This window comes from Klebsiella sp. WP8-S18-ESBL-06, from assembly GCF_014169755.1.
GTDB lineage: Bacteria > Pseudomonadota > Gammaproteobacteria > Enterobacterales > Enterobacteriaceae > Kluyvera > Kluyvera ascorbata_B.
Genome location: NZ_AP022256.1, coordinates 243,112 through 266,553, shown reverse-complemented (window position 1 = coordinate 266,553; position 23,442 = coordinate 243,112). Strand labels below are relative to the sequence as shown.

Sequence of the window (23,442 nt, the reverse complement as noted above, 5' to 3'; positions counted from 1 at the left end):
TAAGTGACTCCAGAAAAGAGCCAGTTTTGGCAGTTATTGTTATGTTTTTAGGGATAAAGCGCCCTGTATTAACTATTGTCGCTTTATGAGCGACGTCAAGAGCAGTACAGAGTTTTATTATCAGACATGCGTGAATGACAAAAAGGGAGAAGCACATGCAGCGCTGTGGTTGGGTAAGCCAGGATCCGCTTTATATTGCGTATCACGATAACGAGTGGGGCGTCCCGCAAAGAGACAATCAAAAACTGTTCGAGATGATTTGCCTGGAAGGCCAGCAGGCCGGGCTTTCCTGGATAACCGTGCTGAAAAAGCGCGAAAACTATCGTCGCGCCTTCCACGATTTCGACCCGGTAAAAGTGGCCGCCATGAGCGAAGAGGACGTCGAACGATTGGTACTGGACGCCGGTATCATTCGCCATCGGGGAAAAATTCAGGCCATTATCGGCAACGCGCGCGCCTTCCTGGCGATGGAAGCTCACGGTGAATCCTTTAACGACTTCGTGTGGTCGTTTGTCGATAACGCGCCCATCGTTACTCAGGCGGCGACGCTTGGCGAAATCGCCACCTCAACGCCGGCGTCAGATGCGCTATCAAAAGCGCTGAAAAAACGCGGTTTTAAATTTGTTGGCACCACCATCTGTTATTCCTTTATGCAAGCCTGCGGGCTGGTCAACGATCACGTGACCGTCTGCTTCTGCCATCCTGGAGTTCAGCATGATCAGAAAATGGAACACTGACCAGTTCGATCCCTTGCTCACGCTGTGGCTGGACAGCACCACCTTTGCGCACCCGTTTATCCATGCGCAGTACTGGCAGGAGAGTTTAAGCCTTGTGCGCGATACCTACCTTCCCGCAGCCGAAACCTGGGTGTGGGAAGAGGGGCCTCGCTTACAAGGGTTTATCAGCGTGATGGAGTCGCGTTTTGTCGGCGCGCTGTTCGTTGCCCCGGATGCCATCCATCGGGGAATCGGCCGGGCGCTGCTCGATGTCGTCAAGCAGCGCTTCTCCGACCTCAGTCTTGAGGTGTACCAGAAAAACGGTCGGGCGGTGAATTTCTACCACGCGCAGGGTTTTCGTATTGAAGACAGCGCCTGGCAGGATGAGACCCGACATCCCACGTGGATCATGCGTTGGCAGGCGGATCAAACGCCGTTAGCGTAAGCGCCGGGCCATCATATTTCTCAATCCACGCCAGCGCGGTATTCCCTGCGCAGCCGTTCCCCAGCCGTGAGCTGGGGATGTCTTTCGTCAGCACGTTAACCGCCCCATTCTTACAAATGCCGCCCGCCTCCGGCGCGAAGTCGGGCCACGCCCCTTCGTGCAGGCAGATGACGCCGGGTTTGATGTCTTCACTCACCGCAGCCCCCGCCAGCACCTGGCCACGGGCGTTCCACACGCGCACCAGGTCGCCATCGCGAATCTGCCGCGCCTGCGCATCCTGTGGATGCAGCGTAATCGGCTCGCGCCCGGCCACCGCGTAACGTTCACGCAGGGAAGTATGATTAAGCTGACTGTGCAGGCGGTGCGCCGGATGCGCCGACAACAGCTGTAGCTGCCCAGGCTGCGCGTTACCGTGCCATTCATCCGGTGCCAGCCACATTGGGTGCGGCGGACAGTCGGAGTACTGGAAGCTAGCAATACGCTCAGAGTAAATTTCGATTTTCCCGCTCGGCGTTTTCAGCGGGTTAGCCAGCGGATCGGCGCGGAAATCGCTAAAGCGCACAAAGGCGGCATTCTGCGCGTTTTCCGGCATTTCAATCAGTTCATTATCCTGCCAGAAGCGCTCAAACGACGGCAACGTTACCCCCATGGGTGCACCGCGCTGCCCGGCGATGTTGTAGAACGTTTCCAGCCACTGCAAATCATTCTTGCCTTCGGTAAAGCGCGCCCGGCCGCCCGATTCCCAGCGCTCGCTCAGTTCGGCAAAAACCTCAAAATCGTCTCGCGCTTCATCACGCGGTGCCACCACACGCTTCATCGGTACCAGATGCTGGTTGCTGTAATCTCCGGTCATGGTCAAATCGTTGCGTTCGAACGAGGTCGTCGCCGGCAGCACGATATCGGCATGTCGGGCCGCCGCCGTCCAGTTGCATTCGGATATCACCACCAGCTCGGGCTTCTGCCAGGCGCGAATCAGCCGGTTGGTATCCTGATGATGGGTAAAGTTAGCGCCGCCCGCCCACCAGACAAAGCGGATATCCGGGAAGTGGCGATCCATGCCGTTATGCTGATACGGCGCGCCGGGGTTTTCCAGCGCCTCGACGATACGCGCCACCGGGATTTTATCGACGGCATCAACGCCGCCTTTCACGGTGCCCTGCATCGATGCCAGCACCGCCGCGCGCCGTGTCGGGTTGCCGCCGTTTGCAAAGTGATAAGAGAGGCCAAAGCCACCGCCCGGCGTACCAATCTGGCCCAGCATGGCGGCGAGCGTCACCAGCATCCAGTGCTTCTGTTCGCCAAACTGCTGGCGCTGCATTCCCCAACCGGACATCAACATCGTGGTATTTTTATGAAAAATATCCGCTAGTTCGCGAATTTTATCCGCGCTAACGCCGCAAATCGCTGCCGCCCACTCGGCGGACTTCGCCTCACCGTCTTTTTGACCCAGCAAATAATCGGCAAACGTCGGGAAACCGGTGGTACACCGCGATAAAAACTCGGCATCGTGCCAGTTATTGGTCAAAAGCGTATGGGCGATGCCCAGCATCAGCGCCACGTCCGTGCCCATATGCGGCGCAATCCACTCCATCGATTCACCGAAAAAGGCGACGGTTTCCGATCGCATCGGATCGATGCAGATCAGGCGTTTACCGCTGTGCCGCAGGTGTTCAAAATAGGGCAGCCCCTGCTCGTCGGAAGCATTCCAGGCAATTTTCAGCGTATTCATTGGGTTGGCGCTCCAAAGCACCACCACATCGGTATGTTCGAGCACCATCGGCCAGCTGGTTTGCTGTTGATAGACCTCATTGCCACCGACCACATGCGGCATGATCGCCTGTGCTGCGCCGGTGGAGTAGTCTCCCAGATGACCGGTGTAGCCGCCAGCCAGGCTCATATAACGCTGCAGCAGCGTCGCCGCCTTATGCAACACTCCGTTGGAACGCCAGCCGTATGATCCGGCAAAAATCGACGCCGGCCCGTAACTTTCGCGAATACGGCGGTGCTGGCGATCGATCAATGCCAGCGCGTCATCCCAACTGACCCGAACAAACTCATCCTGCCCGCGTATGCCCTGCGGGCTCTCCGGCGAGGCGAGAAAACCCTTACGTACCATCGGATAACGCACGCGGGTTTTGCTGTGCACCTGGTCGCGTACCACGCTTTGCAGCGAGTTGGTAAACGAAGTCTGTAGCGCACCGCGTGAGGCGAGCACCTGCTCGCCGTCGGTGTCGACAAGAATCGGGCCCCAGTGGGCAGCGGTTAAAACGGTATAGGGAGAAGATGGCGTAGACAAATGAGCGCTCCTGCAGGTGGCGTCGGTTATATATTGCGCCGTTCAATGTTACTTACAAATTTCAGAGAGTTCCCAAGAATTTTCGTCTGTTTCGCACGTCATAATGACGCGCCACGGTCGCTGTGGCGAAAAATAAGAACGTCATTAAGGAATTAAGATGAAAAAACGTGTATTTGCGATTGCTGCCATCGTCAGCGGCGCGCTGGCAATCTCAGGCTGTACCACCAACCCTTACACCGGCGAGCGCGAAGCGGGTAAATCCGGCATCGGCGCGGGCATTGGTTCACTGGTCGGCGCAGGCGTCGGCGCCCTTTCGTCGTCGAAGAAAGATCGCGGTAAAGGCGCACTGATTGGCGCGGCAGCAGGCGCTGCGCTCGGCGGCGGCGTGGGTTACTATATGGACGTGCAGGAAGCGAAGCTACGCGAAAAAATGCAGGGGACCGGCGTCAGCGTCACCCGTAACGGTGACAATATCGTGCTGAATATGCCGAACAACGTCACCTTCGACAGCGCTTCCGCCACCCTGAAACCGGCGGGTGCCAACACGCTGGTTGGCGTGGCGATGGTGCTGAAAGAGTACGAGAAAACGGCGGTCAACGTCATCGGCTATACCGACAGCACCGGCAGCCAGCAGCTCAACATGAAGCTGTCTCAGCAGCGCGCCGATTCGGTGGCCAGCTCGCTGATTACCCAGGGCGTAGCCGCTACACGCGTACGCACCTCCGGTATGGGCCCGGCGAACCCTATCGCCAGCAACAGTACCGAAGAGGGTAAAGCGCAGAACCGTCGCGTGGAAATTACCCTAAGCCCGATGCAGTAATGCCATTGCCGGGCGGCCATGCCGCTCGGCAAAATGCTTGATTAGCCAGATTTTCGCGCTAAGGTGTTGTCACTTTCAGGCGAGAGAACACTCATGGCAAAATCAGCGCGACCGACCATCAGCGATGTGGCGAAAGCCGCGAAAACCGGCAAAACCAGCATTTCCCGCTACCTCAATGGCGAAAAGCACCTGCTTTCCGACGCGCTGCTGGCACGTATTGAAGCGGCGATTGCCGAGCTCGACTATCGCCCCAGCCTGATGGCTCGCAGCCTGAAGCGCGGCCGCACCCGCCTGATTGGCCTGATTATCGCCGACATTACCAACCCTTATTCCGTCAACGTGCTCAGCGGTATTGAAGCCGCCTGCCGTGAAAAGGGATTCACCCCGCTGGTGTGTAATACCAATAACGAGGTTAACCAGGAGCTGCATTATCTTGATCTGCTGCGCAGCTACCAGGTCGAGGGGATCGTCGTGAATGCCGTCGGCATGCGTGAAGAAGGGCTACAGCGCCTGCAACAGTCCGCACTGCCCATGGTGCTTATCGACCGTAAAATTCCTGATTTTGCCTGCGACGTCGTCGGGCTGGATAACGCCCAGGCCGCCACAACCGCCACTGAACACCTGATTGAGCAAGGCTTTGAAGCCCTGCTGTTTCTCAGCGAACCGCTGGGCACCGTCAATACCCGCCGCGAACGACTCAGCGCCTTCCGGGCAACGCTGGCCCGCTACCCAGGCGTCGTGGCAGAAAACGCCGAAGTGCCGCTTGCCGAGAACGCACAGTTGGATAACACCCTGCGTCAGTTCCACCAGCAGCACCGCGGCATGCGTAAAGCCGTGATATCCGCCAACGGCGCGCTCACGCTTCAGGTGGCCCGCTCGCTAAAACGCATCGGCCTGAACTGGGGCAGCGATATCGGCCTGCTGGGGTTTGATGAGCTGGAGTGGGCAGAGCTGGCGGGCGTCGGCATTACCACCCTCAAGCAGCCCACCTGGCAAATAGGCTATGCCGCCGTCGAACAGGTCGTGCGCCGCATTGAAGGTGGCGCAGATGCTATTCATGAGCAGGTTTTTTCCGGTGAACTGATCGTTCGCGGATCGACTGCACGTTAATCTTCCTTCGTGATAGAGATCATAAATTCAACACAGCATGATTTTCTTTGGAACCGATTCCATTTAGCGTATTAGACATAGCGTTAAATTCGGAGTACCTATGCAAAGAAAAATTATGGTGGTGACCGCCGCGTATGGCCATGACGCCGTCCGCGCGGCCGGTGGACAAGGGGCAATGCTGCCGGTCATCGCCGATGCCGGGGCCGACGGCGTTGAAATCCGTCGCGAACTGTTGACCTCCGCCGAGCTTCAATCACTCCCTGCCCTGGCCGCCGCCATCGCCTCATCCAACCTGACCGCCTGCTATTCCGCGCCCGAAGCGCTATTTATGGCCGACGGTACGCTCAACCCCCAGCTTCCGGAATTACTGCGCGAAGCCACAACGCTGCGCGCGCAGTGGCTGAAAGTATCGCTCGGCCACTTTAGCCACACATGGCAGCTCAGCACGCTGCGCGACTGGCTGGAGAGCAGCGGCATGAAACTGGTGGTGGAAAACGATCAAACCCCCTGCGGACGGCTGCCGCCAATGCAGCGCTTTAGCGCCGCTTGCCACACCCAGAAGCTGCCAGTGCAGCTCACGTTTGATATGGGTAACTGGCTGTGGGTCGGCGATTCCCCGGAAGCCGCCGCTGAACAGCTGGCGCCGTCAGTCGGCTATATCCACGTCAAGGCTGCGATCGCGCACCGCGACAGCTACCGGGCCGTACCGCCCGATACCGCCGATGCCCGCTGGCTGGCGTTACTGAATCAGTTACCCATCGACGTGCCGCGCGGTATTGAGTTCCCGCTGGAAGGGGACAATCTGACCGCCGTGACGCGCCGCTATGTTGAATTGTTACGTAAGGAGTAAGCGATGAACCCTTCTCTGGATGTCATCACCATCGGCGAAGCGATGGCCATGTTTGTCGCCAAGCAGACCGGCGATTTAGAGGACATTGAACAGTTTATTAAGCGCGTTGCCGGGGCCGAACTTAACGTCGCCACCGGGCTGGCGCGCCTTGGGCTGAAGGTAGGCTGGGTCAGCCGCGTGGGCAACGACAGTTTTGGCCGCTTTGTACTCAATAGTCTGCACAAAGAAGGCATTGATGCCTGCGCCGTGACCGTCGACAGACAGCACGCAACCGGCTTTCAGCTTAAATCCAAAGTCGAAAATGGAACCGATCCCATTGTAGAGTATTTCCGTAAAGGCTCGGCGGCAAGCTACCTGTCGGTTGAGGACTACAACGAAACCTACTTCGCCAGCGCTCGCCATCTGCACCTCAGCGGCGTGGCGGCGGCCCTTTCTGCCAGTTCCTATGCGCTGCTCGACCACGCTGCGCGCACGATGAAGGCTCAGGGTAAGACCCTCTCCTTCGACCCAAATCTGCGCCCGGTGCTATGGAAGAGCGAAGCAGAGATGGTCGAAAAACTCAACCAGCTGGCCTTCCAGGCCGACTGGGTTCTACCGGGATTGAAAGAGGGCATGATCCTGACCGGGAAACAAACCCCGGAAGGTATTGCCGATTTCTATCTCCACCGCGGCGTGAAGGCCGTCGTCATTAAAACCGGCGCCGACGGAGCCTGGTATAAAACCGCCGACGGCGAGCAGGGTCACGTAGCCCCCGTCAAAGTCGACAACGTGGTTGACACCGTTGGCGCTGGCGACGGTTTTGCCGTTGGCGTGGTCAGCGCGTTGCTCGAGGGGCGCACGCTGCATCAGGCCGTGGCTCGCGGCAACAAAATTGGCGCACTGGCGATTCAGGTTCAGGGCGACAGCGAAGGTTTACCCACCCGTGAAGCGTTAGGCGAATAACGTCACGTTACGATAACAGCCCCCCTGTACCCTACATGCAGCGGCGGCGAAGCGACAATAGAGGCAGGCCTATGAACAGCTCAACAAACGCAGCAAAACGTTGGTGGTACATCATGCCGATCGTGTTTATCACGTACAGCCTGGCGTACCTTGACCGCGCGAACTTCAGTTTCGCCTCCGCAGCCGGAATTACCGAAGATCTCGGCATCACCAAAGGGATCTCTTCCCTGCTGGGCGCCCTCTTCTTCCTCGGCTACTTCTTCTTTCAAATCCCCGGCGCTATCTATGCCGAACGCCGCAGCGTACGCAAACTGATCTTTACCTGCCTGATTTTATGGGGCGTTTGCGCTTCGCTCACCGGCATGGTGACCAACATTCCGGCGCTGGCGGCGATTCGCTTTGTTCTGGGCGTCGTGGAAGCCGCCGTTATGCCCGCAATGCTGATTTACATCAGCAACTGGTTTACCAAATCCGAACGTTCGCGGGCCAACACCTTCCTGATCCTCGGGAACCCCGTCACCGTACTGTGGATGTCGGTGGTGTCAGGCTATCTGATTCAGGCGCTCGGCTGGCGCGAGATGTTTATTATCGAGGGCTTCCCGGCCATTATCTGGGCCTTCTGCTGGTGGGTGCTGGTCAAAGACAAACCATCGCAGGTCGGCTGGCTGAACGCATCGGAAAAAGCGGCACTGCAGGCCCAGCTGGAACAAGAACAACAGGGTATTAAAGCGGTACGCAACTACGGTGAAGCCTTCCGCTCACGCAACGTGGTTCTGCTTTGCATGCAGTACTTTGCCTGGAGCATCGGCGTATATGGTTTTGTACTGTGGCTGCCGTCAATCATCCGCAGCGGCGGCGCAAACCTGGGTATGGTTGAGGTCGGCTGGCTCTCTTCCGTACCTTACCTCGCCGCGACGATAGCGATGATTCTGGTGTCCTGGGCATCCGACAAACTGCAAAATCGTCGACTGTTCGTCTGGCCGCTGCTGCTGATCGCTGGCTTTGCGTTTATTGGCTCCTGGGCCGTTGGCGCAGACCATTTCTGGATCTCTTATAGCCTGCTGGTGATCGCTGGCGCGGCCATGTACGCCCCGTATGGCCCGTTCTTCGCCATCATTCCGGAGATGCTGCCGCGCAACGTCGCGGGGGGCGCGATGGCGCTAATCAACAGCATGGGGGCGCTGGGCTCGTTCTTCGGTTCCTGGTTCGTTGGCTATCTCAACGGTGCCACCGGCAGCCCGTCTGCATCATACATTTTTATGGGGGTGGCGCTTTTCGCCTCAGTATGGCTAACTCTTATTGTTAAGCCTGCTAATCATCAGCCGCTGCCCGTTGGCGCACGCCACGCTTAAACTTTTAACTTACGGAGATTCGCATGAAGCCGTCTATTATTCTCTATAAAGCGCTACCTGACGATTTACAGCATCGCCTGGCAGAACATTTTACGGTCACCCAGGTACCGAACCTGCGCCCGGAAACGGTCGCGCAGCATACGGAGGCTTTCGCCAACGCGGAAGGTTTGCTGGGCTCTAGCGAAGCCGTCAATACCGCCTTGCTGGAGAAAATGCCCAAGCTTCGCGCAACGTCCACCATCTCCGTGGGTTACGATAACTTTGACGTCGAGGCCCTGAACGCTCGCCGGGTGCTGCTGATGCACACGCCGACGGTGCTGACGGAAACCGTGGCCGATACGCTCATGGCGCTGGTGCTCAGTACCGCCCGCCGCGTGGTTGAAGTGGCGGAGCGCGTGAAGGCCGGCGAGTGGACCAAAAGCATCGGTCCGGACTGGTTTGGCACCGACGTGCATCATAAAACGCTGGGTATTATCGGCATGGGCCGCATCGGCATGGCGCTCGCCCAGCGCGCCCACTTTGGTTTCAACATGCCGATTCTCTACAACGCGCGCCGTCGTCACGAGCAGGCGGAAGAGCGGTTTAACGCCCGCTACTGCGACCTGAACACGCTGCTGGATGAAGCGGATTTTGTCTGCCTGATCCTGCCGCTGACCGACGAAACGTACCACCTGTTCGGCGCCGAGCAGTTTGCGCGCATGAAGTCTTCAGCCATCTTTATCAACGCCGGCCGCGGCCCGGTGGTGGACGAGAAAGCGCTTATCTCCGCGCTGCGTAACGGTGACATTCATGCCGCAGGGCTGGATGTCTTCGAGCAGGAGCCGCTGCCTGCCAGCTCCCCGCTGTTGAAGCTGCCGAACGTTGTTGCGCTGCCGCATATCGGGTCCGCGACGCATGAAACCCGCTACAACATGGCGGCCTGTGCGGTGGATAACCTGATTGATGCGCTGCAAGGGAAGGTAGAGAAGAACTGCGTGAATCCGCAGGTTGCGGGATAAAACAAAACAGCCCGGCGGGTGCCGGGCTGCCATTATGGCTTATTTGGTCGCGTTAACCGCCGCCGTCCAGGCCTGGCTAAAGGCCTGATGCTGTGCGGCCAGCGGGCCAATCAGCGCATTGTACTGGCTTGCCTGCTGTGAGGTCGGGAACTGAATGCCGTTGGCCACAAAGCTCACCTGAGTGCCTTGCTGAGCCACAAAATCACCCACCTGCACCAGCTGCTGTGTGAACACCTGCGCGGCTGGGATCAGCGGCTGCAGCGCGTCGGCCGGGCCGGTAACCACTTTGCTGTAAACCTGGTCGAAGACCGGCTTCAGATCGTCTGCCTGCTTCAGCGCGGCGTGCGCAGCATCTGCCTGCATTTTGGCATTTTGCAGCTGCTGGCTCAGTACGCCCAGCGAACCATTTGCCTGACGCAGCGGCTCGCGCTGGGTCATGTAATCCTGCGGTACGCGAATGGCGTTAACGCTATCCACCACCGGACGCAGACCCGCGTCCATTGCCTGGCTCACCTGCTGTGAATAGCCATAAATGACGGCGTAGTCGGAAACAAACGGCCCGAACTGTTTTTTCTGGTCAGCCGTCAGCGTTGGCAGGCGTTCACCGCCGCGCATTACCGTATTCTGCAGGAAATCGACGAATGCTTTACGCTGATCGCCTTCCTTATCAAAACACCCACTCAGGCTAACAACCATCAATAACGCCGCAACAGGCGCAAACCAGCGAGAGCAGGACTTTCCTGTCGCCATTTTCTTACTCCTTCAGCCAAAAAAAGCGCAAACCGGCACACGCGTGCCTAACGCTGACAAGGATAGTCCAGAGCCGCGCCGCAAGATACCTTTTTCATACGTTCTGCCGCGCTTCCGTTGAAATGTTAACAAGGTGTTGCATCCATCACATTTATCGCAATGCGATCATGCAAGAAAAGAGGAACTAACGTAATGATATTCATCTTTTTTTAGCTAAATCATCGCGGCAACAAAAACGGAGCGAACGATAATCGCACACTTCCGCCCGGCGGCACGTTGTGGGAAGGCCCGCTAAATGATTTGATTGAATGAACGATTAACGACAATACGTTCGATAATCGCCCAAAACCTCAATACCCGTGAGAGAGACAAGAGGATAAATCCCGCTCTCTCGCCTCGCTTAGCAGGAATTACCGCATGACAACACAGACAACAACGGATATTCAGGCTTTTATCAACCGCCATCCCTTCTCAAAGTACCAGTGGATGATTCTGGTGCTGTGCTTTGTGACCGTCGCTATGGATGGATTTGATACCGCCATTATTGGTTTTATCGCCTCCGATTTGATCCAGGAATGGGGGGTACAAAAATCCGATCTCGGCCCCGTGATGAGCGCCGCGCTGGTCGGCCTTGCCGTGGGCGCATTAACCGCAGGCCCAATGGCCGACCGCATTGGCCGTAAAAAGGTGCTGGTCCTGTCAATTCTGGTCTTTGGCGGCTTCAGCCTGATCACGGCCTTCGCCACATCGCTGACGCAGCTGACCGTCCTGCGCTTCTTAACGGGCCTGGGGCTCGGCGCCGCGATGCCGAACGCCGCCACGCTGATGAGTGAATATGCTCCGGAGCGCCGCCGCGCGCTGCTGGTAAACCTGATGTTCGTCGGGTTCCCCATTGGTTCATCAATGGGCGGCTTTGTTTCAGCATGGCTGATTCCACACTACGGCTGGCAAAGCGTGCTGATTCTTGGCGGCGTGATGCCGCTGGCGCTGGCCGTGGCGCTGATCTTCCTGCTGCCGGAGTCCGCTCGCTATCTGGCGGTGAAGAACAAATCTCAGCAACAGATTGCGCGAATTTTACGCCACATCGCCCCTCTGCCGGATAACACGCACTTTGTATTGCAGGAAACGGGTCAGGTCAAAGAGCAGTCGGCGCTGGGCGTCATCTTCTCGCCGCGCTATCTGGTGGGCACCATTATGCTGTGCCTGACCTACTTTATGGGCCTGCTGATCTTCTATCTGCTGACCAGCTGGCTGCCGCTGTTGATTCGCGAAACCGGCGCAACGTTGAGCCAGGCTTCGGTTATTACCGCCCTCTTCCCGCTGGGCGGCGGCATTGGCGTACTGGTGCTCGGCGCGCTGATGGACAAAATTAACCCGAATAAAGTGGTGGCGGTGGGCTATTTGCTGACCGGCGTCTTTGTCTGCCTGGTGGGCTTCTCAACCAGCAGTCTGGTATTAATGGGCGTAATGGTGTTTATCGCCGGCACCATCATGAACGGCGCACAGTCGTCCATGCCGGCGTTGGCCGCCGGTTTTTACCCGACTCAAGGGCGCGCCACCGGCGTTGCCTGGATGCTGGGCCTGGGTCGCTTCGGCGGAATTCTCGGCGCCTTCAGCGGCGCTTTCCTGATGCAGGCCGAGCTCTCCTTTAAGACCATTTTCGCGCTGCTGGCTATTCCTGCCGTGCTGTCAGCTATTGCGCTGATGATCAAGCACGCGGCGAGTAAACGGCAGCCGCTTCAGGGTGCCAGCGGCCCGTCGTCGCTGCCAAAAGCGGCACAAAAAGTGTAATGCCACGCCCCGGCAGGCCCGCTGCCGGGGCGCTATGACGCTTTTTTACAAAGCAGAGATTTCCTTAAATTTTATTTATATATCATGATTTTAAACAAAATTACCACCGTAGGCGCACCCGTTGCATAGCCGGATGGACACAGATAACGTTTGCTTTTGAGCCCGGAAGTATGCGTTAATGATTCCACGGTTTGACATACAGACCACAAAGCAGTTGAGTAAAGCAGTTCCCTTCAAGGTTATCCATTGGTACCCCTCGTAGCGACATTTCCTTTACGCTTTAAATTCTGTAAAGCATGCCATATCGCCGTAAGGCTCAATTAATTTTTAAAGGTAATTTCTATGTCCGGTAAAATGACTGGTATCGTAAAATGGTTCAACGCTGACAAAGGCTTCGGCTTCATCACTCCTGACGATGGTTCTAAAGACGTGTTCGTACACTTCTCTGCTATCCAGAACGATGGCTACAAATCCCTGGACGAAGGTCAGAAAGTTTCCTTCACCATCGAAAACGGCGCTAAAGGCCCGGCAGCTGGCAACGTAACTTCTCTGTAAGTTCACGCCGCTAAAAATTCGAAATCCCTGCCTTACGGCGGGGATTTTTTTATTTATAACGCCGTAAAAATCCAGCCGTTCTCCTGCCACGTCAGACTATGTGTCAACTTCAACGCCTGCAAAAACGCCTCATCGTGCGACACCACCAGCATCGCGCCGGGAAATCCGACTAGCGCCGATTCAATTGCCTGAACAGATGCCAGATCGAGATGGTTGGTCGGCTCGTCCAGCAATAACAGTTGCGCCGGTTCCCGACGCCACAGCACGCAGGCCAGCGCGGCTTTTAAGCGTTCACCGCCGCTCAATGCCGCCAGCGGTAGATTGACCTTATCGGCGTCGAGCCGAAGCTGGGCCAGGCGGGTACGCAGCTCCCCCTCCACTAACGGCGAATCGCCTGCCCTCAAATGCCCCATCACCGATTGCGATAAATCCAGCTGTGTAAGATGTTGATCGAGCCAGGCCGCGCTGACCGACAATCGGCATTCACCGCAGAGCGGTGATTCAATGCCCATCAGCGTTTTCAGCAGCGTCGTTTTGCCGCAGCCATTCGGGCCGCGCAGCGCCACTCGCATCGGGCCATCCAACCGCAAGGTGAGCGGGAACGCCGACGAATGCGCTAAACACAGCTGCTCAGCCACCCATATCTGCTTGCCCGCCGCGATACGGCCTCCTGGCAAGGTAAACAGGATGGGCACATCTTCTTCCACGCGTTCCCGCGCCTATGCTACCGCATGATTTAGCGTCGCGTTTTGCTCCCGGTGCTGAGTGAGCAGCGTCCCTGGCCGCTCGCGCGCCGCGCCTTTGTACTTCACACGCTCAAAAGAGGCGATGTTCAGGCTATCGACGGTCCTTAATGTTTTAGCCGAGCGCCGCTGACAATCGTCATGTTCCTTTTGCATCCGCGTCCGGACGCGGCGTCGTTCAGTTGCAGCATGGCAGAGCGCGGCCCGTGCCGCGGACTGCTCGGCATCGCGCTGCTGCTGATAATCCGCATAGCTGCCACCGTAGCTACGTAGCACTGAGGGGGTCAGCTCGAGAATACGCGGCATCCGCCCGAGCAGCTCGCGATCGTGGCTGGCAATCAGCGCCCCGCCTCGCCAGCTTTCCAGCTGCCGATAAAGCCATTCGCGCCCGCCGCTATCAAGATGGTTAGTCGGCTCATCCAGCAGCAAATACGCCGCATCGGAGGCAAACGCGGCGCAGAGCAAGGCTTTCACCCGTTCTCCGCCGCTCAGAGAAAGCGCTGGCCGCGCGGGGTCGAACTCACCCAGCCCTGCGGCCAGAAACGCTGCGTTTAATCGCTCAGGCAGTTCCCAATAACCGTCCAGGCATTCAATATCATCAGCCAGCGCGTGGCCTGCAGCGAGACGCTGTAAAGCGGAAAAAATCGCCTCATAGCCAAGCAACATTGCCAGCGTCATCTCTGCGGACACCGCATGCTGCTGCGCCACATACGCACAGGAGGAAAGTGGTTCAATATGACCAGAAGAAGGACGGTCTTTCCCCGCCAGCAGGCGTAGCAGGCGGGTTTTACCCACGCCGTTACGTCCGACAAGACCGCACAGCGAGGGGGCCAGCGAGACGTTCAGTGGGCCAAAAAGGGTATCGCCCGTCGCAAACTGACAGGTGACCTGATGCAAAATAAAAGCGGGGGATAGCGCACAATGGGCCATAAGCACTCCTGAATGAAATCAATAGTTCCCCTGCGTGCGGCAAGCGCCCAGCAAGGATTCGAATTCAGCAGGTGTGTTTGTCCATTTTCAGTGTGCCTCAGTAAGACGAGGGGTTCGTCGCGGCAAAGCATAAACGCATTGTTGGGCGTATTTCAAGGCTATTTTTTACGCATTTCATGCCTGACGCAACGCCAGGCCTCAAAGCGACAAGGCCTGACAAGCGCGGGCTTGATGAAGCAACCCGTTGATAGCAGGTTCTTTTTAGCAAGATGCTGCCCGGGTAAAACGAATCAGGGTTTCACTCTTTTTCCCGATTCATCGACCACCTGTTCACCATCTTCTTTGGTGAACGCGCCCTGCTGCGGCTCAGGTAAGATCTCCAGCACAACCTCAGAAGGGCGGCACAGTCGGGTGCCCAGCGGCGTCACGACAATCGGGCGGTTGATCAGGATCGGATGTTCAAGCATATAACCGATCAATTGTTCATCGGTAAACCGATCTTCAGCCAGGCCGAGTTGTTCATAGGGTTCCACATTCTGGCGCAGCAGCGCGCGTACCGTTATCCCCATATCGGCAATCAGCTTAACCAACTCATCGCGGGAGGGCGGCGTGTCGAGATAATAAACAATCTTCGGCTCATTGCCGCTGTTGCGGATCATCTCCAGCGTATTCCGCGACGTGCCGCAGGCGGGGTTATAATAGACAGTAATCATGCTCATACAGTATCTCATTACAAAGTGACGGAGAGCCGCAGCGCCAGTGCGACCAGGGTGACAAAGAGAACCGGCAGCGTCATGATGATGCCCGTACGGAAGTAATATCCCCAGGTAATCTTCATGTTTTTCTGCGCCAGTACGTGCAGCCACAGCAGCGTAGCCAGGCTGCCAATCGGGGTAATCTTCGGCCCCAGATCGCAGCCAATAACGTTGGCATAGACCATGGCTTCTTTGATGGCGCCGGTCGCGGCGCTGCCATCAATCGACAGCGCACCAATCAACACCGTCGGCATATTGTTCATCATTGACGACAGAAATGCCGTAATAAAGCCGGTTCCCAGCGTGGCGGCCCATAGGCCATGCTCGGCCAGTACGTTCAGCACCCCAGACAGCCACTCCGTAAGCCCCGCATTACGCAGCCCATAAACCACCAGATACATGCCGAGCGAGAAAATGACAATCTGCCACGGCGCCCCACGCAATACCTTTCCGGTATTAATCGCGTGGCCGCGCTTCGCGACGATAAACAACGCCGCGGCGCCTACGGCGGCAATTGCGCTGATGGGAATCCCCATCGGTTCCAGAATAAAGAACCCAGCGAGCAGAAACAGCAGCACCACCCAGCCCATCTTAAACGTCGCGGGATCTTTAATCGCGCTGGCCGGCGTCTTCAGCAAAGCAACGTCGTAGGTCCTGGGGATGTCCCGGCGGAAGAACCAATGCAGCATCCCCAGCGTGGCAACAATCGCCGCGATATCCACGGGCACCATCACGGAAGCGTACCGGGTGAAACCCAGGCCAAAGAAATCAGCCGAGACGATATTCACCAGGTTAGAGACGATCAGCGGCAGGCTGGCCGTATCCGCAATGAACCCCGCGGCCATCACAAAAGCCAGCGTCGTACCCTGGCTGAAGCCTAGTGCAAGCAGCATGGCAATCACGATAGGCGTCAGAATCAGCGCCGCGCCGTCGTTCGCAAACAGCGCCGCGACGGCCGCGCCGAGTAAGACTATCCAGGTAAACAACAAACGCCCGCGCCCCTTACCCCAGCGCGAGACGTGCAGCGCGGCCCATTCAAAGAAACCGCACTCATCGAGCAACAGGCTGATCATGATGACGGCAATAAATGTCGCCGTAGCGTTCCACACAATGTTCCAGACAACGGGAATATCATCGATATGAATCACGCCCGTCGCCAGCGCGAGGACCGCCCCAATGCTTGCGCTCCAGCCAATGCTCAGCCCTTTTGGCTGCCAGATGACCAGCACCAGCGTCAGTAGAAACAGACTCCCTGCCAACAACATTTCATACCCCATTCACATATGATTATATATATATGTACTATTCAGCCTTAGCAGGAAGAACAATCCGACGTCACCCGTCGTTTACGTACGTCTTCACGCAGGCACTGCCAGGCGGTTGAGATGCGTCTGCCGCCCAGGCAGGCATATGCGGAGACAATCGGTAATAAACCCATTTTCCGTCCCGACGGTCCATAACTAACCCAGCCCCGCGTAAAATCGCCATATGCCGGGAAATTTTCGGCTGTGATTCCGAGGTGGCACCGCAGATATCACAAACGCACAGCTCGCCCGACTCTCTCAGTTGCATAAGGATCGCAAGACGGGTTTCATCCGCCAGGATTTTGAAAAGTTGAACCGGTTGTAGCATAGCTGACTCCGTTATCGTCACCACACATATATGTTAATACATATATGTTAATTACAAAAGTGTCTATTTGCGAACACAAAAAAGGACTGGATATACCTCTGCACCATAAAAAAAACCTGCCCGAGGGCAGGTCTTTTATTTACCGCGTTTCGCTTACTGCAGCAGGGAAATATCCGCTACCTGCAGGAACAGCTCGCGCAGTTTCGACAGCAGAGTCAGACGGTTGATACGCACGTCTTTATCTTCTGCGTTCACCATGACGTTCTCGAAGAACTCATCCACCGGCTCGCGCAGCGAGGCCAGTTCGATCAGCGCATCCTGATAGCGACCTTCGGCGAAGTACGGCTGCAGCTTATCGCGCAGAACGACGAGGTTGCCCGCCAGCTTAATTTCTGCCGCTTCTTTCAGCACGGAAGCATGAACAATATCGTTCAGCGTTTCGTCAGATTTCGCCAGGATGTTAGACACGCGCTTGTTAGCCGCTGCCAGCGCAGACGCTTCTTCCAGGGTACGGAAATGGGACACCGCTTTCATACGGGCATCGAAGTCTGCCGGACGCGTCGGACGGCGCGCCAGCACCGCCTGGATGGTATCGACGGTGTAACCTTCATCCTGATACCACGCGCGGAAACGGCCGAGCATGAAGTCGATAACGTCATCCACCACTTTCGCGTTGGTCAGCTTGTCGCCGTACAGACGCACCGCTTCTTCGGTCAGCGTTTGCAGATCCAGGTTCAGGTTCTTCTCAACGATGATACGCAGCACGCCCAGCGCGGCACGACGCAGCGCGAACGGGTCTTTATCGCCTTTCGGATGTTGACCGATACCAAAGATACCCGCGAGGGTGTCCATCTTATCGGCAATCGCCAGCGCGCACGCTACCGGGTTAGACGGCAGATCGTCACCGGCAAAGCGCGGCTGATACTGCTCGTTCAGCGCGACCGCAACATCTTCCGCTTCGCCATCATGGCGCGCGTAGTGCATCCCCATCACGCCCTGAGTGTCGGTGAACTCGAAGACCATGTTGGTCATCAGGTCGCACTTAGACAGCAGGCCAGCGCGGGTTGCGTGGTTCACATCAGCGCCAATCTGACCGGCAATCCAGCCCGCCAGCGCCTGAATACGGTCAGTTTTGTCGCGCAGCGTGCCCAGCTGTTGCTGGAACAGCACGGTTTGCAGACGTGGCAGGTGATCTTCCAGACGTTTTTTACGGTCGGTATTGAAGAAGAACTCGGCGTCGGCCAGACGTGGGCGAACCACTTTCTCGTTACCGGAGATGATCTGGGTCGGATCTTTCGATTCGATGTTGGCCACGAAGATAAAGTTCGGCAGCAGCTTGCCCGCGTTGTCGTAAACCGGGAAGTACTTCTGGTCGCCCTTCATGGTGTACACCAGCGCTTCCGCCGGCACCGCAAGGAATTTCTCTTCAAACTTCGCAGTCAGTACCACCGGCCATTCAACCAGCGAGGTGACTTCTTCCAGCAGGCTTTCGCTCAGATCGGCAATGCCGCCAATCTTACGCGCTGCTTCTTCCGCATCGGCTTTAATTTTGGCCTTACGCGCTTCGTAGTCAGCCACCACCATGCCGCGTTCCAGCAGAATCTGCGGGTACTGATCGGCATTGTCGATAGTGAACTCCGGCTCGCCCATAAAGCGATGGCCGCGAATCACGCGGTCAGACTGAATGCCAAGGATGGTCGCAGGAACGACTTTCTCACCCAGCAGCAGGGTTACGGTGTGAACCGGACGCACAAAGTGCACGTCGTTCGCGCCCCAGCGCATCAGTTTCGGGATCGGCAGCTTAGAAAGCGAGTTGGCAATCATGTTCGGCAGCAGCGCTTCGGTGCTTTCGCCCTTCACGTGTGCGCGATACAGCAGCCATTCGCCTTTGTCAGTGGTCAGACGTTCGGCCTGATCGACGGTGATACCGCAGCCGCGCGCCCAACCCTCAGCCGCTTTGCTCGGTTTGCCTTCGGCGTCGAACGCCTGGGCAATCGCCGGGCCGCGTTTTTCAACTTCACGATCCGCCTGCGCGGCCGCGAGATTTGCCACTTTCAGCGCCAGACGGCGCGGGGCAGCAAACCATTCAACTTTACCGTGCGCGAGGCCCGCGTTATCGAGCTCTGCGGTCACGTTTGCCGCGAAAGATTCCGCCAGGTTGCGCAGCGCTTTTGGTGGCAGCTCTTCAGTGCCGATTTCCACCAGAAAAGTATTCTCAGACATGGCCGCCTCTTATTTATTCTTGTTGCACATCGGGAAGCCAAGGGCTTCACGGGAAGCGTAGTAAGCTTCTGCCACTGCTTTGGTCAGGGTGCGAATGCGCAGGATGTAGCGCTGACGCTCGGTGACGGAGATGGCTTTACGCGCATCCAGCAGGTTAAAGCTATGGGCAGCCTTAAGAATACGCTCGTAGGCAGGCAGCGGCAGCGGGTTTTCCAGCGCCAGCAGCTGCTGGGCTTCTTTCTCATACTGCTCGAAGCAGGAGAACAGGAAGTCGACGTCTGCGTATTCGAAGTTGTAGGTGGATTGCTCCACTTCATTCTGATGGAACACGTCGCCGTAGGTGGTTTTACCCAGCGGGCCGTCGCTCCAGACCAGGTCGTAAACGCTGTCTACGCCCTGAATGTACATGGCCAGACGTTCCAGACCATAGGTGATTTCACCGGTGACCGGCTTGCACTCAAGGCCGCCGACCTGCTGGAAGTAGGTGAACTGCGTCACTTCCATACCGTTCAGCCACACTTCCCAACCCAGACCCCAGGCACCCAGCGTCGGGTTCTCCCAGTTGTCTTCCACGAAGCGAATGTCGTGGATGGTCGGATCCATACCCAGCTCTTTCAGAGACCCGAGGTACAGCTCCTGGATGTTATCCGGAGACGGTTTAATCACGACCTGGAACTGATAGTAGTGCTGTAAACGGTTCGGGTTTTCGCCATAGCGACCGTCGGTTGGACGGCGGGACGGCTGCACGTAGGCGGTCGCCATCGGCTCCGGCCCCAACGCACGCAGGCAGGTCATTGGGTGAGAGGTGCCCGCGCCAACTTCCATGTCCAGTGGTTGAACAATGGTGCAGCCCTGACGAGCCCAGTAATCCTGTAAGGTCAGGATCAGGCCCTGGAAGGTCCTGGTATCAAACTTTTGCATATGATTTCGTGCTGGATACGTGTGGATTTAAAGGAAGGAGTCAGTATACCCGCTGGCTGCGAGATATACAGTATGAAACGGGGTTGTTTAGGGAAAATTGGGAAAAACAGGCCGGATTTTGCCGATCCGGGGCCTGTTTTAGCGCATTGACAGGTGTAAAAAGCCGCCGTCTGCATCAAAGGAGCAGACAAAGCTTTCATTGCGCGCCGTGTAGCCACGCAGCTCATAGCTGCCCTGAAAACGTTCAAACCCGGTCACGTCAATTTTCTGCGCCGCCGTATTATAGCGCGCCGCGGCGTTGTCCTTGCAGAGTTGTTCCATGGTGAGCGAACGCGCAGGATTGATTTTTGCACTCTGCGTTTTTTGGGCCACCGGCGGCTCGACCGACGAACACCCTGCCAGCAGAATAAACGCCAGCACAAGAGGGAGAGACTTCATCATCATCATTATTTATCTTACCGGGCTGTTATTTTAGGCTGTACCCTTTCACACCACCGCATTGTGCGAATCTCTCCGCAGCGCCACAAGTGCAGGGTGCAAAACTCAGAATTATCCAGTGAAATAGCGCCAGAAGCGGCGGGTCTGATTTATATATAGCGGAAAATAGGGCATCTGATGCAAGAAAAAATTAGCTGGATTGATAACTTACGCGGCATTGCCTGCCTGATGGTGGTGATGATCCACACCACCACCTGGTTTATTACCCATCCGCACGACATCAGCCCGCTCAGTTGGGATTTCGCTAACGTCCTGAACTCCGCCTCTCGCGTCAGCGTTCCGCTCTTTTTTATGATATCCGGCTACCTTTTTTTTGGCCCACGCAGCGCGCAGCCGCGCCATTTTCTGCGTATTGCGCTGTGCCTGCTGTTTTACAGCGCTATCGCCCTGTTATTCATTACCGCCTTTACCCCAATCAACGTCGAAGCTTCGCTGAGGAACCTGCTGCAAAAACCGGCGTTCTATCATCTGTGGTTCTTCTTCGCCATCATCGTCATTTATCTGGTGTCACCGCTGATTGGTGTGAAAGCCGTTAGCGGCAAAATGCTGCTGGCGCTGATGGTCGTTCTGGGGATTGTCGCAAACCCGAATATGCCGCCGCTGAAGGCTGACGGCGCAACCTGGCTACCGGTGAATCTGTATATCAACGGCGACACGTTCTATTACGTGCTTTACGGCCTGCTGGGCCGGGCGCTGGGTATGATGGAAACGAACCGAAAAAGCCTGACGTGGATCTGTGGGCTGCTGTTTGCCGCGGGCGCATGGATGATTTCTCGCGGTACGCTGCACGAGCTACAGTGGCGCGGCAACTTTGGTGACACCTGGTACGTGTACTGTGGCCCAATGGTCTTTATCTGCGCGACGGCGCTGTTCGTGGTGGTTAAAAACACGCTGAATCATCGCGTATTGCCGGGTCTGGCGCTTATTTCCCGCCATTCTTTAGGTATTTACGGTTTTCACGCCTTTATCATTTACCTGCTGCGCGCCTGGAATCTCGATCTCAAAAGCTGGCCAGCGCTGGATATTCTATGGGTATTTACGCTCACGCTGGCCGCAAGCCTGCTGCTCTCGATGGCGCTACAGCGCGCTGATAGACGCAGACTGGTCAGCTAGGTGACGGCAGATTCGGCTGCGGCCACATCGCCGCGCCGTACATACAGGCAAACCATGCCGTCACGATCGGCGCTTTGTGTATCAGCGCCAGCGGCATATTCCAGACGCCGACCAGCAGCAGCCCACAGGCGAGCAGCAGCACCATCCGGCACAACGCAGCAAAGCGCGCTTGCGCGGCTTGCCGGTGGGCCACAATGGCAAAAAATCCGAGGATCAACATCGCCAGGAAATAGGCCCGATCGTCCAGTTGCGGGCAGCCGCGCCAGAGACAAGCCAGATATAACAGAATGCCGCCGTTCAGGGCCAGGCGAGGCGATGTAATGATAGTTCGCATGATGTATCTCCTTATATCAACACCGTCATTATCCTCTGCCATCAGTTTTTAACATCAAGGCAACACGGCAAAAGCGGCAGTTTCGGAATACATCAAGGTGGGCCGCATCCGCACTTGGCCGGCGCGGATGCGGGATAACGTCAGGACATGAGCGGCAGTAAGTGCTGATAAATCTGACGGAATGTCTCGCGCTGCGGCGCATAGTGCGCGAAGCGTTCGGCATTCGGGCGATGATCCTGCTCCAACGCCAGCTGCGGCAGCAGATCGGCATAGGGGCGATCGCGGTGAACGGCCAGCTGTGCCAGACGCGCGGCGCCCAGCGCCGGGCCAACGTCACCGCCGGTTCGATAATCAAGCGGCTTACCGCAGATATCCGCCAGCATTTGTCGCCAGTAGGCGCTGCGCGCGCCGCCACCGATAAGCGTAATGCGGTCAGGCTCAACGCCGCAGGCATGCACGACGTCCATACCGTCAGCCAGCGCAAAACCAACGCCTTCCAGTACCGCGCGCGCCAGCTCGGCCGGGCCATGCTGATGGGTCAGGCCAAAGAACACGCCCTTCGCCTGCGGGTTATTGTGCGGCGTGCGTTCACCAGAAAGATAAGGCAGGAACCAGACCGGCTCGGCGCTGGCGTTGGCGCTTTCCGCCGCCGCGATCAATGCAGGCACCGTTCCCAGCCCGGTGAGTTTCGCCGCCCAGTCCAGGCAGGATGCCGCGCTAAGCATCACCGACATCAGGTGCCAACGCCCCGGTAACGCGTGACAGAAGCTATGCACCGCGCTCTCCGGCTTGCTGAGAAACCCTTCGCTGACGGCAAAATAGACGCCGGAGGTGCCCAGCGATAGCATTGCCTGGCCTGCATCCGCCATCCCAACGCCTACCGCGCCAGCTGCATTATCGCCGCCGCCGGCCACCACCGGCACCGTCGGCATATTCCAGGCGCTGGCGACCGACGCCAGCAGTTGTCCGGTCACCTCGCAGCCCTCAAACAAGGCGGGCATGTTATCGCGCGTCAGCTGACAGGCGGCGAGCATCTCGTCGCTCCAGTCGCGCTTCGCCACGTCCATCCACATCGTACCCGCCGCGTCTGACATATCGCTGGCGAAATCGCCGGTCATCCGCAGACGCAGATAATCTTTTGGCAGCAGGACTTTATCGACCTGACGGAATGTCTCCGCTTCATGGCGCTGCACCCACAGCAGTTTCGGCGCGGTAAAGCCCGGCATCATCAGGTTGCCGGTAATCTGACGCGAAGTGGGCACCTGCGTCTCCAGCCGTTGGCACTCTTCAGCACAGCGGCCATCGTTCCACAAAATTGCCGGGCGCAGCACACGCTGCTGCTTGTCCAACAGCGTGGCGCCGTGCATCTGCCCGGCAATGCCCAGGGCCTTCACGCCCTGCAAGCTATGCTGCTGGCCGAGCCCTTTCATGGCGCGATCCGTCGCCTGCCACCAGTGCTCTGGATCTTGTTCCGACCACAGCGGGTGCGGACGAGAAACCGTCAGTTTTTCCGTTTGCGAGGCCAGCACGCGGCCCTGCTCATCAAGCAAAATTGCCTTTACGCCAGACGTTCCGAGATCTATGCCGATATACATCGCAACTGCTCCTTTAGAGGGTACGATGCCCGGCAAGCTTACGCTTCCGGGCATTGTTTATACTGCAAGACGC

At 57.3% G+C, this 23,442-nt stretch carries 20 protein-coding genes and 2 pseudogenes; 11 read left to right on the top strand and 11 right to left on the bottom strand.

The genetic code is table 11. The features are described 5' to 3' along the window. The first annotated feature begins 155 nt into the window (after nucleotides 1-155). Nucleotides 156-737, top strand: coding sequence for a DNA-3-methyladenine glycosylase I (tag, locus tag H7R76_RS01270; protein WP_106925016.1), 582 nt, complete (start codon nucleotides 156-158; stop codon nucleotides 735-737). Further along, a complete protein-coding gene (locus H7R76_RS01265) occupies nucleotides 715-1,161 on the top strand; it encodes an N-acetyltransferase (protein WP_182929850.1) in 447 nt (148 codons plus the stop codon). Before tag ends, H7R76_RS01265 begins: the two co-directional genes overlap by 23 nt. On the opposite strand, the gene H7R76_RS01260 is transcribed toward H7R76_RS01265, so the two are convergent. Continuing rightward, complete coding sequence (locus tag H7R76_RS01260) at nucleotides 1,124-3,457, bottom strand: molybdopterin guanine dinucleotide-containing S/N-oxide reductase (protein WP_182966796.1); 2,334 nt, start codon at nucleotides 3,455-3,457, stop codon at nucleotides 1,124-1,126. The two genes, H7R76_RS01265 and H7R76_RS01260, sit on opposite strands and share 38 nt — an antisense overlap. A gap of 157 nt (nucleotides 3,458-3,614) precedes the next feature. On the opposite strand from H7R76_RS01260, the gene H7R76_RS01255 reads away from it, so the two are divergent. The 6 genes from H7R76_RS01255 (at nucleotide 3,615) to ghrB (ending at nucleotide 9,529) form a co-directional block, all read left to right on the top strand. Further along, nucleotides 3,615-4,277, top strand: a complete 663-nt coding sequence (locus tag H7R76_RS01255; protein ID WP_106925013.1) for an OmpA family lipoprotein — start codon at nucleotides 3,615-3,617, stop codon at nucleotides 4,275-4,277. A gap of 93 nt (nucleotides 4,278-4,370) precedes the next feature. Continuing rightward, nucleotides 4,371-5,387, top strand: coding sequence for a LacI family DNA-binding transcriptional regulator (locus H7R76_RS01250; protein ID WP_106925012.1), 1,017 nt, complete (start codon nucleotides 4,371-4,373; stop codon nucleotides 5,385-5,387). A gap of 100 nt (nucleotides 5,388-5,487) precedes the next feature. Then, entirely contained in the window at nucleotides 5,488-6,237 is a 750-nt protein-coding gene (locus tag H7R76_RS01245; RefSeq protein ID WP_182929848.1) for a sugar phosphate isomerase/epimerase family protein, read from the top strand. A 3-nt stretch (nucleotides 6,238-6,240) separates the two neighbouring features. Continuing rightward, nucleotides 6,241-7,179 carry a sugar kinase gene (locus tag H7R76_RS01240; protein ID WP_182966794.1) on the top strand — a complete coding sequence of 313 codons (939 nt, stop codon included), beginning with the start codon at nucleotides 6,241-6,243 and terminating at the stop codon, nucleotides 7,177-7,179. 71 nt (nucleotides 7,180-7,250) lie between these two features. Beyond that, a complete protein-coding gene (locus tag H7R76_RS01235) occupies nucleotides 7,251-8,531 on the top strand; it encodes an MFS transporter (RefSeq protein WP_106925009.1) in 1,281 nt (426 codons plus the stop codon). 23 nt (nucleotides 8,532-8,554) lie between these two features. Then, nucleotides 8,555-9,529, top strand: a complete 975-nt coding sequence (gene ghrB, locus H7R76_RS01230) for a glyoxylate/hydroxypyruvate reductase GhrB (protein WP_182966792.1) — start codon at nucleotides 8,555-8,557, stop codon at nucleotides 9,527-9,529. Between the two features lie 39 nt (nucleotides 9,530-9,568). On the opposite strand, the gene H7R76_RS01225 is transcribed toward ghrB, so the two are convergent. Further along, a complete protein-coding gene (locus H7R76_RS01225; RefSeq protein WP_106925007.1) occupies nucleotides 9,569-10,279 on the bottom strand; it encodes a DUF3053 domain-containing protein in 711 nt (236 codons plus the stop codon). 417 nt (nucleotides 10,280-10,696) lie between these two features. On the opposite strand from H7R76_RS01225, the gene H7R76_RS01220 reads away from it, so the two are divergent. Beyond that, nucleotides 10,697-12,070, top strand: a complete 1,374-nt coding sequence (locus H7R76_RS01220; RefSeq protein ID WP_182929844.1) for an MFS transporter — start codon at nucleotides 10,697-10,699, stop codon at nucleotides 12,068-12,070. A gap of 342 nt (nucleotides 12,071-12,412) precedes the next feature. Beyond that, the gene (cspE, locus tag H7R76_RS01215; protein WP_035893107.1) at nucleotides 12,413-12,625 is read left to right on the top strand and encodes a transcription antiterminator/RNA stability regulator CspE; all 213 of its coding nucleotides are present in this window, start codon (nucleotides 12,413-12,415) and stop codon (nucleotides 12,623-12,625) included. Nucleotides 12,626-12,678: 53 nt separating this feature from the next. On the opposite strand, the pseudogene H7R76_RS01210 reads toward cspE, so the two are convergent. The 7 genes and pseudogenes from H7R76_RS01210 to H7R76_RS01180 all read right to left on the bottom strand — a co-directional run bounded on the left by H7R76_RS01210 (nucleotide 12,679) and on the right by H7R76_RS01180 (nucleotide 20,273). Beyond that, nucleotides 12,679-14,298: pseudogene (locus tag H7R76_RS01210) on the bottom strand (ABC-F family ATP-binding cassette domain-containing protein). A 290-nt stretch (nucleotides 14,299-14,588) separates the two neighbouring features. Next, nucleotides 14,589-15,017 carry a glutaredoxin-dependent arsenate reductase gene (gene arsC / locus H7R76_RS01205; RefSeq protein ID WP_182966790.1) on the bottom strand — a complete coding sequence of 143 codons (429 nt, stop codon included), beginning with the start codon at nucleotides 15,015-15,017 and terminating at the stop codon, nucleotides 14,589-14,591. Nucleotides 15,018-15,028: 11 nt separating this feature from the next. Continuing rightward, nucleotides 15,029-16,318, bottom strand: a complete 1,290-nt coding sequence (locus H7R76_RS01200) for an arsenic transporter (protein ID WP_182966788.1) — start codon at nucleotides 16,316-16,318, stop codon at nucleotides 15,029-15,031. Nucleotides 16,319-16,365: 47 nt separating this feature from the next. Beyond that, nucleotides 16,366-16,685 (bottom strand): annotated as a pseudogene (locus H7R76_RS01195) (metalloregulator ArsR/SmtB family transcription factor). A 153-nt stretch (nucleotides 16,686-16,838) separates the two neighbouring features. Next, nucleotides 16,839-18,908 carry a glycine--tRNA ligase subunit beta gene (gene glyS / locus H7R76_RS01190; RefSeq protein ID WP_106925001.1) on the bottom strand — a complete coding sequence of 690 codons (2,070 nt, stop codon included), beginning with the start codon at nucleotides 18,906-18,908 and terminating at the stop codon, nucleotides 16,839-16,841. A 9-nt stretch (nucleotides 18,909-18,917) separates the two neighbouring features. After that, nucleotides 18,918-19,829 (bottom strand): glycine--tRNA ligase subunit alpha, encoded by a 912-nt coding sequence (glyQ, locus tag H7R76_RS01185; protein ID WP_004126458.1) that lies wholly within the window; start codon nucleotides 19,827-19,829, stop codon nucleotides 18,918-18,920. A gap of 138 nt (nucleotides 19,830-19,967) precedes the next feature. Beyond that, nucleotides 19,968-20,273: a YsaB family lipoprotein gene (locus tag H7R76_RS01180; protein WP_106925185.1), complete on the bottom strand. Its 306-nt coding sequence runs from the start codon at nucleotides 20,271-20,273 to the stop codon at nucleotides 19,968-19,970. A gap of 171 nt (nucleotides 20,274-20,444) precedes the next feature. Here H7R76_RS01180 and H7R76_RS01175 point away from each other — a divergent pair, with 171 nt between their 5' ends. After that, the gene (locus H7R76_RS01175) at nucleotides 20,445-21,440 is read left to right on the top strand and encodes an acyltransferase (protein WP_182966786.1); all 996 of its coding nucleotides are present in this window, start codon (nucleotides 20,445-20,447) and stop codon (nucleotides 21,438-21,440) included. Here H7R76_RS01175 and H7R76_RS01170 read toward each other — a convergent pair. Both H7R76_RS01170 and xylB read right to left on the bottom strand, forming a co-directional pair. After that, nucleotides 21,433-21,774 (bottom strand): hypothetical protein, encoded by a 342-nt coding sequence (locus H7R76_RS01170; RefSeq protein ID WP_182966784.1) that lies wholly within the window; start codon nucleotides 21,772-21,774, stop codon nucleotides 21,433-21,435. The two genes, H7R76_RS01175 and H7R76_RS01170, sit on opposite strands and share 8 nt — an antisense overlap. 140 nt (nucleotides 21,775-21,914) lie before the next feature. Then, nucleotides 21,915-23,369 carry a xylulokinase gene (xylB, locus tag H7R76_RS01165; RefSeq protein ID WP_182966782.1) on the bottom strand — a complete coding sequence of 485 codons (1,455 nt, stop codon included), beginning with the start codon at nucleotides 23,367-23,369 and terminating at the stop codon, nucleotides 21,915-21,917. Between the last annotated feature and the right edge of the window lie 73 nt (nucleotides 23,370-23,442).

Excerpts from the sequence above, each read along its gene's own strand:
- tag (WP_106925016.1), top strand. The coding sequence starts at position 156 with ATGCAGCGCTGTGGTTGGGTAAGCCAGGATCCGCTTTATATTGCGTAT.
- H7R76_RS01265 (WP_182929850.1), top strand. The coding sequence starts at position 715 with ATGATCAGAAAATGGAACACTGACCAGTTCGATCCCTTGCTCACGCTG.
- H7R76_RS01255 (WP_106925013.1), top strand. The coding sequence starts at position 3,615 with ATGAAAAAACGTGTATTTGCGATTGCTGCCATCGTCAGCGGCGCGCTG.
- H7R76_RS01250 (WP_106925012.1), top strand. The coding sequence starts at position 4,371 with ATGGCAAAATCAGCGCGACCGACCATCAGCGATGTGGCGAAAGCCGCG.
- H7R76_RS01245 (WP_182929848.1), top strand. The coding sequence starts at position 5,488 with ATGCAAAGAAAAATTATGGTGGTGACCGCCGCGTATGGCCATGACGCC.
- H7R76_RS01240 (WP_182966794.1), top strand. The coding sequence starts at position 6,241 with ATGAACCCTTCTCTGGATGTCATCACCATCGGCGAAGCGATGGCCATG.
- H7R76_RS01235 (WP_106925009.1), top strand. The coding sequence starts at position 7,251 with ATGAACAGCTCAACAAACGCAGCAAAACGTTGGTGGTACATCATGCCG.
- ghrB (WP_182966792.1), top strand. The coding sequence starts at position 8,555 with ATGAAGCCGTCTATTATTCTCTATAAAGCGCTACCTGACGATTTACAG.
- H7R76_RS01225 (WP_106925007.1), bottom strand. The coding sequence starts at position 10,279 with ATGGCGACAGGAAAGTCCTGCTCTCGCTGGTTTGCGCCTGTTGCGGCG.
- H7R76_RS01220 (WP_182929844.1), top strand. The coding sequence starts at position 10,697 with ATGACAACACAGACAACAACGGATATTCAGGCTTTTATCAACCGCCAT.
- cspE (WP_035893107.1), top strand. The coding sequence starts at position 12,413 with ATGTCCGGTAAAATGACTGGTATCGTAAAATGGTTCAACGCTGACAAA.
- arsC (WP_182966790.1), bottom strand. The coding sequence starts at position 15,017 with ATGAGCATGATTACTGTCTATTATAACCCCGCCTGCGGCACGTCGCGG.
- H7R76_RS01200 (WP_182966788.1), bottom strand. The coding sequence starts at position 16,318 with ATGTTGTTGGCAGGGAGTCTGTTTCTACTGACGCTGGTGCTGGTCATC.
- glyS (WP_106925001.1), bottom strand. The coding sequence starts at position 18,908 with ATGTCTGAGAATACTTTTCTGGTGGAAATCGGCACTGAAGAGCTGCCA.
- glyQ (WP_004126458.1), bottom strand. The coding sequence starts at position 19,829 with ATGCAAAAGTTTGATACCAGGACCTTCCAGGGCCTGATCCTGACCTTA.
- H7R76_RS01180 (WP_106925185.1), bottom strand. The coding sequence starts at position 20,273 with ATGATGATGAAGTCTCTCCCTCTTGTGCTGGCGTTTATTCTGCTGGCA.
- H7R76_RS01175 (WP_182966786.1), top strand. The coding sequence starts at position 20,445 with ATGCAAGAAAAAATTAGCTGGATTGATAACTTACGCGGCATTGCCTGC.
- H7R76_RS01170 (WP_182966784.1), bottom strand. The coding sequence starts at position 21,774 with ATGCGAACTATCATTACATCGCCTCGCCTGGCCCTGAACGGCGGCATT.
- xylB (WP_182966782.1), bottom strand. The coding sequence starts at position 23,369 with ATGTATATCGGCATAGATCTCGGAACGTCTGGCGTAAAGGCAATTTTG.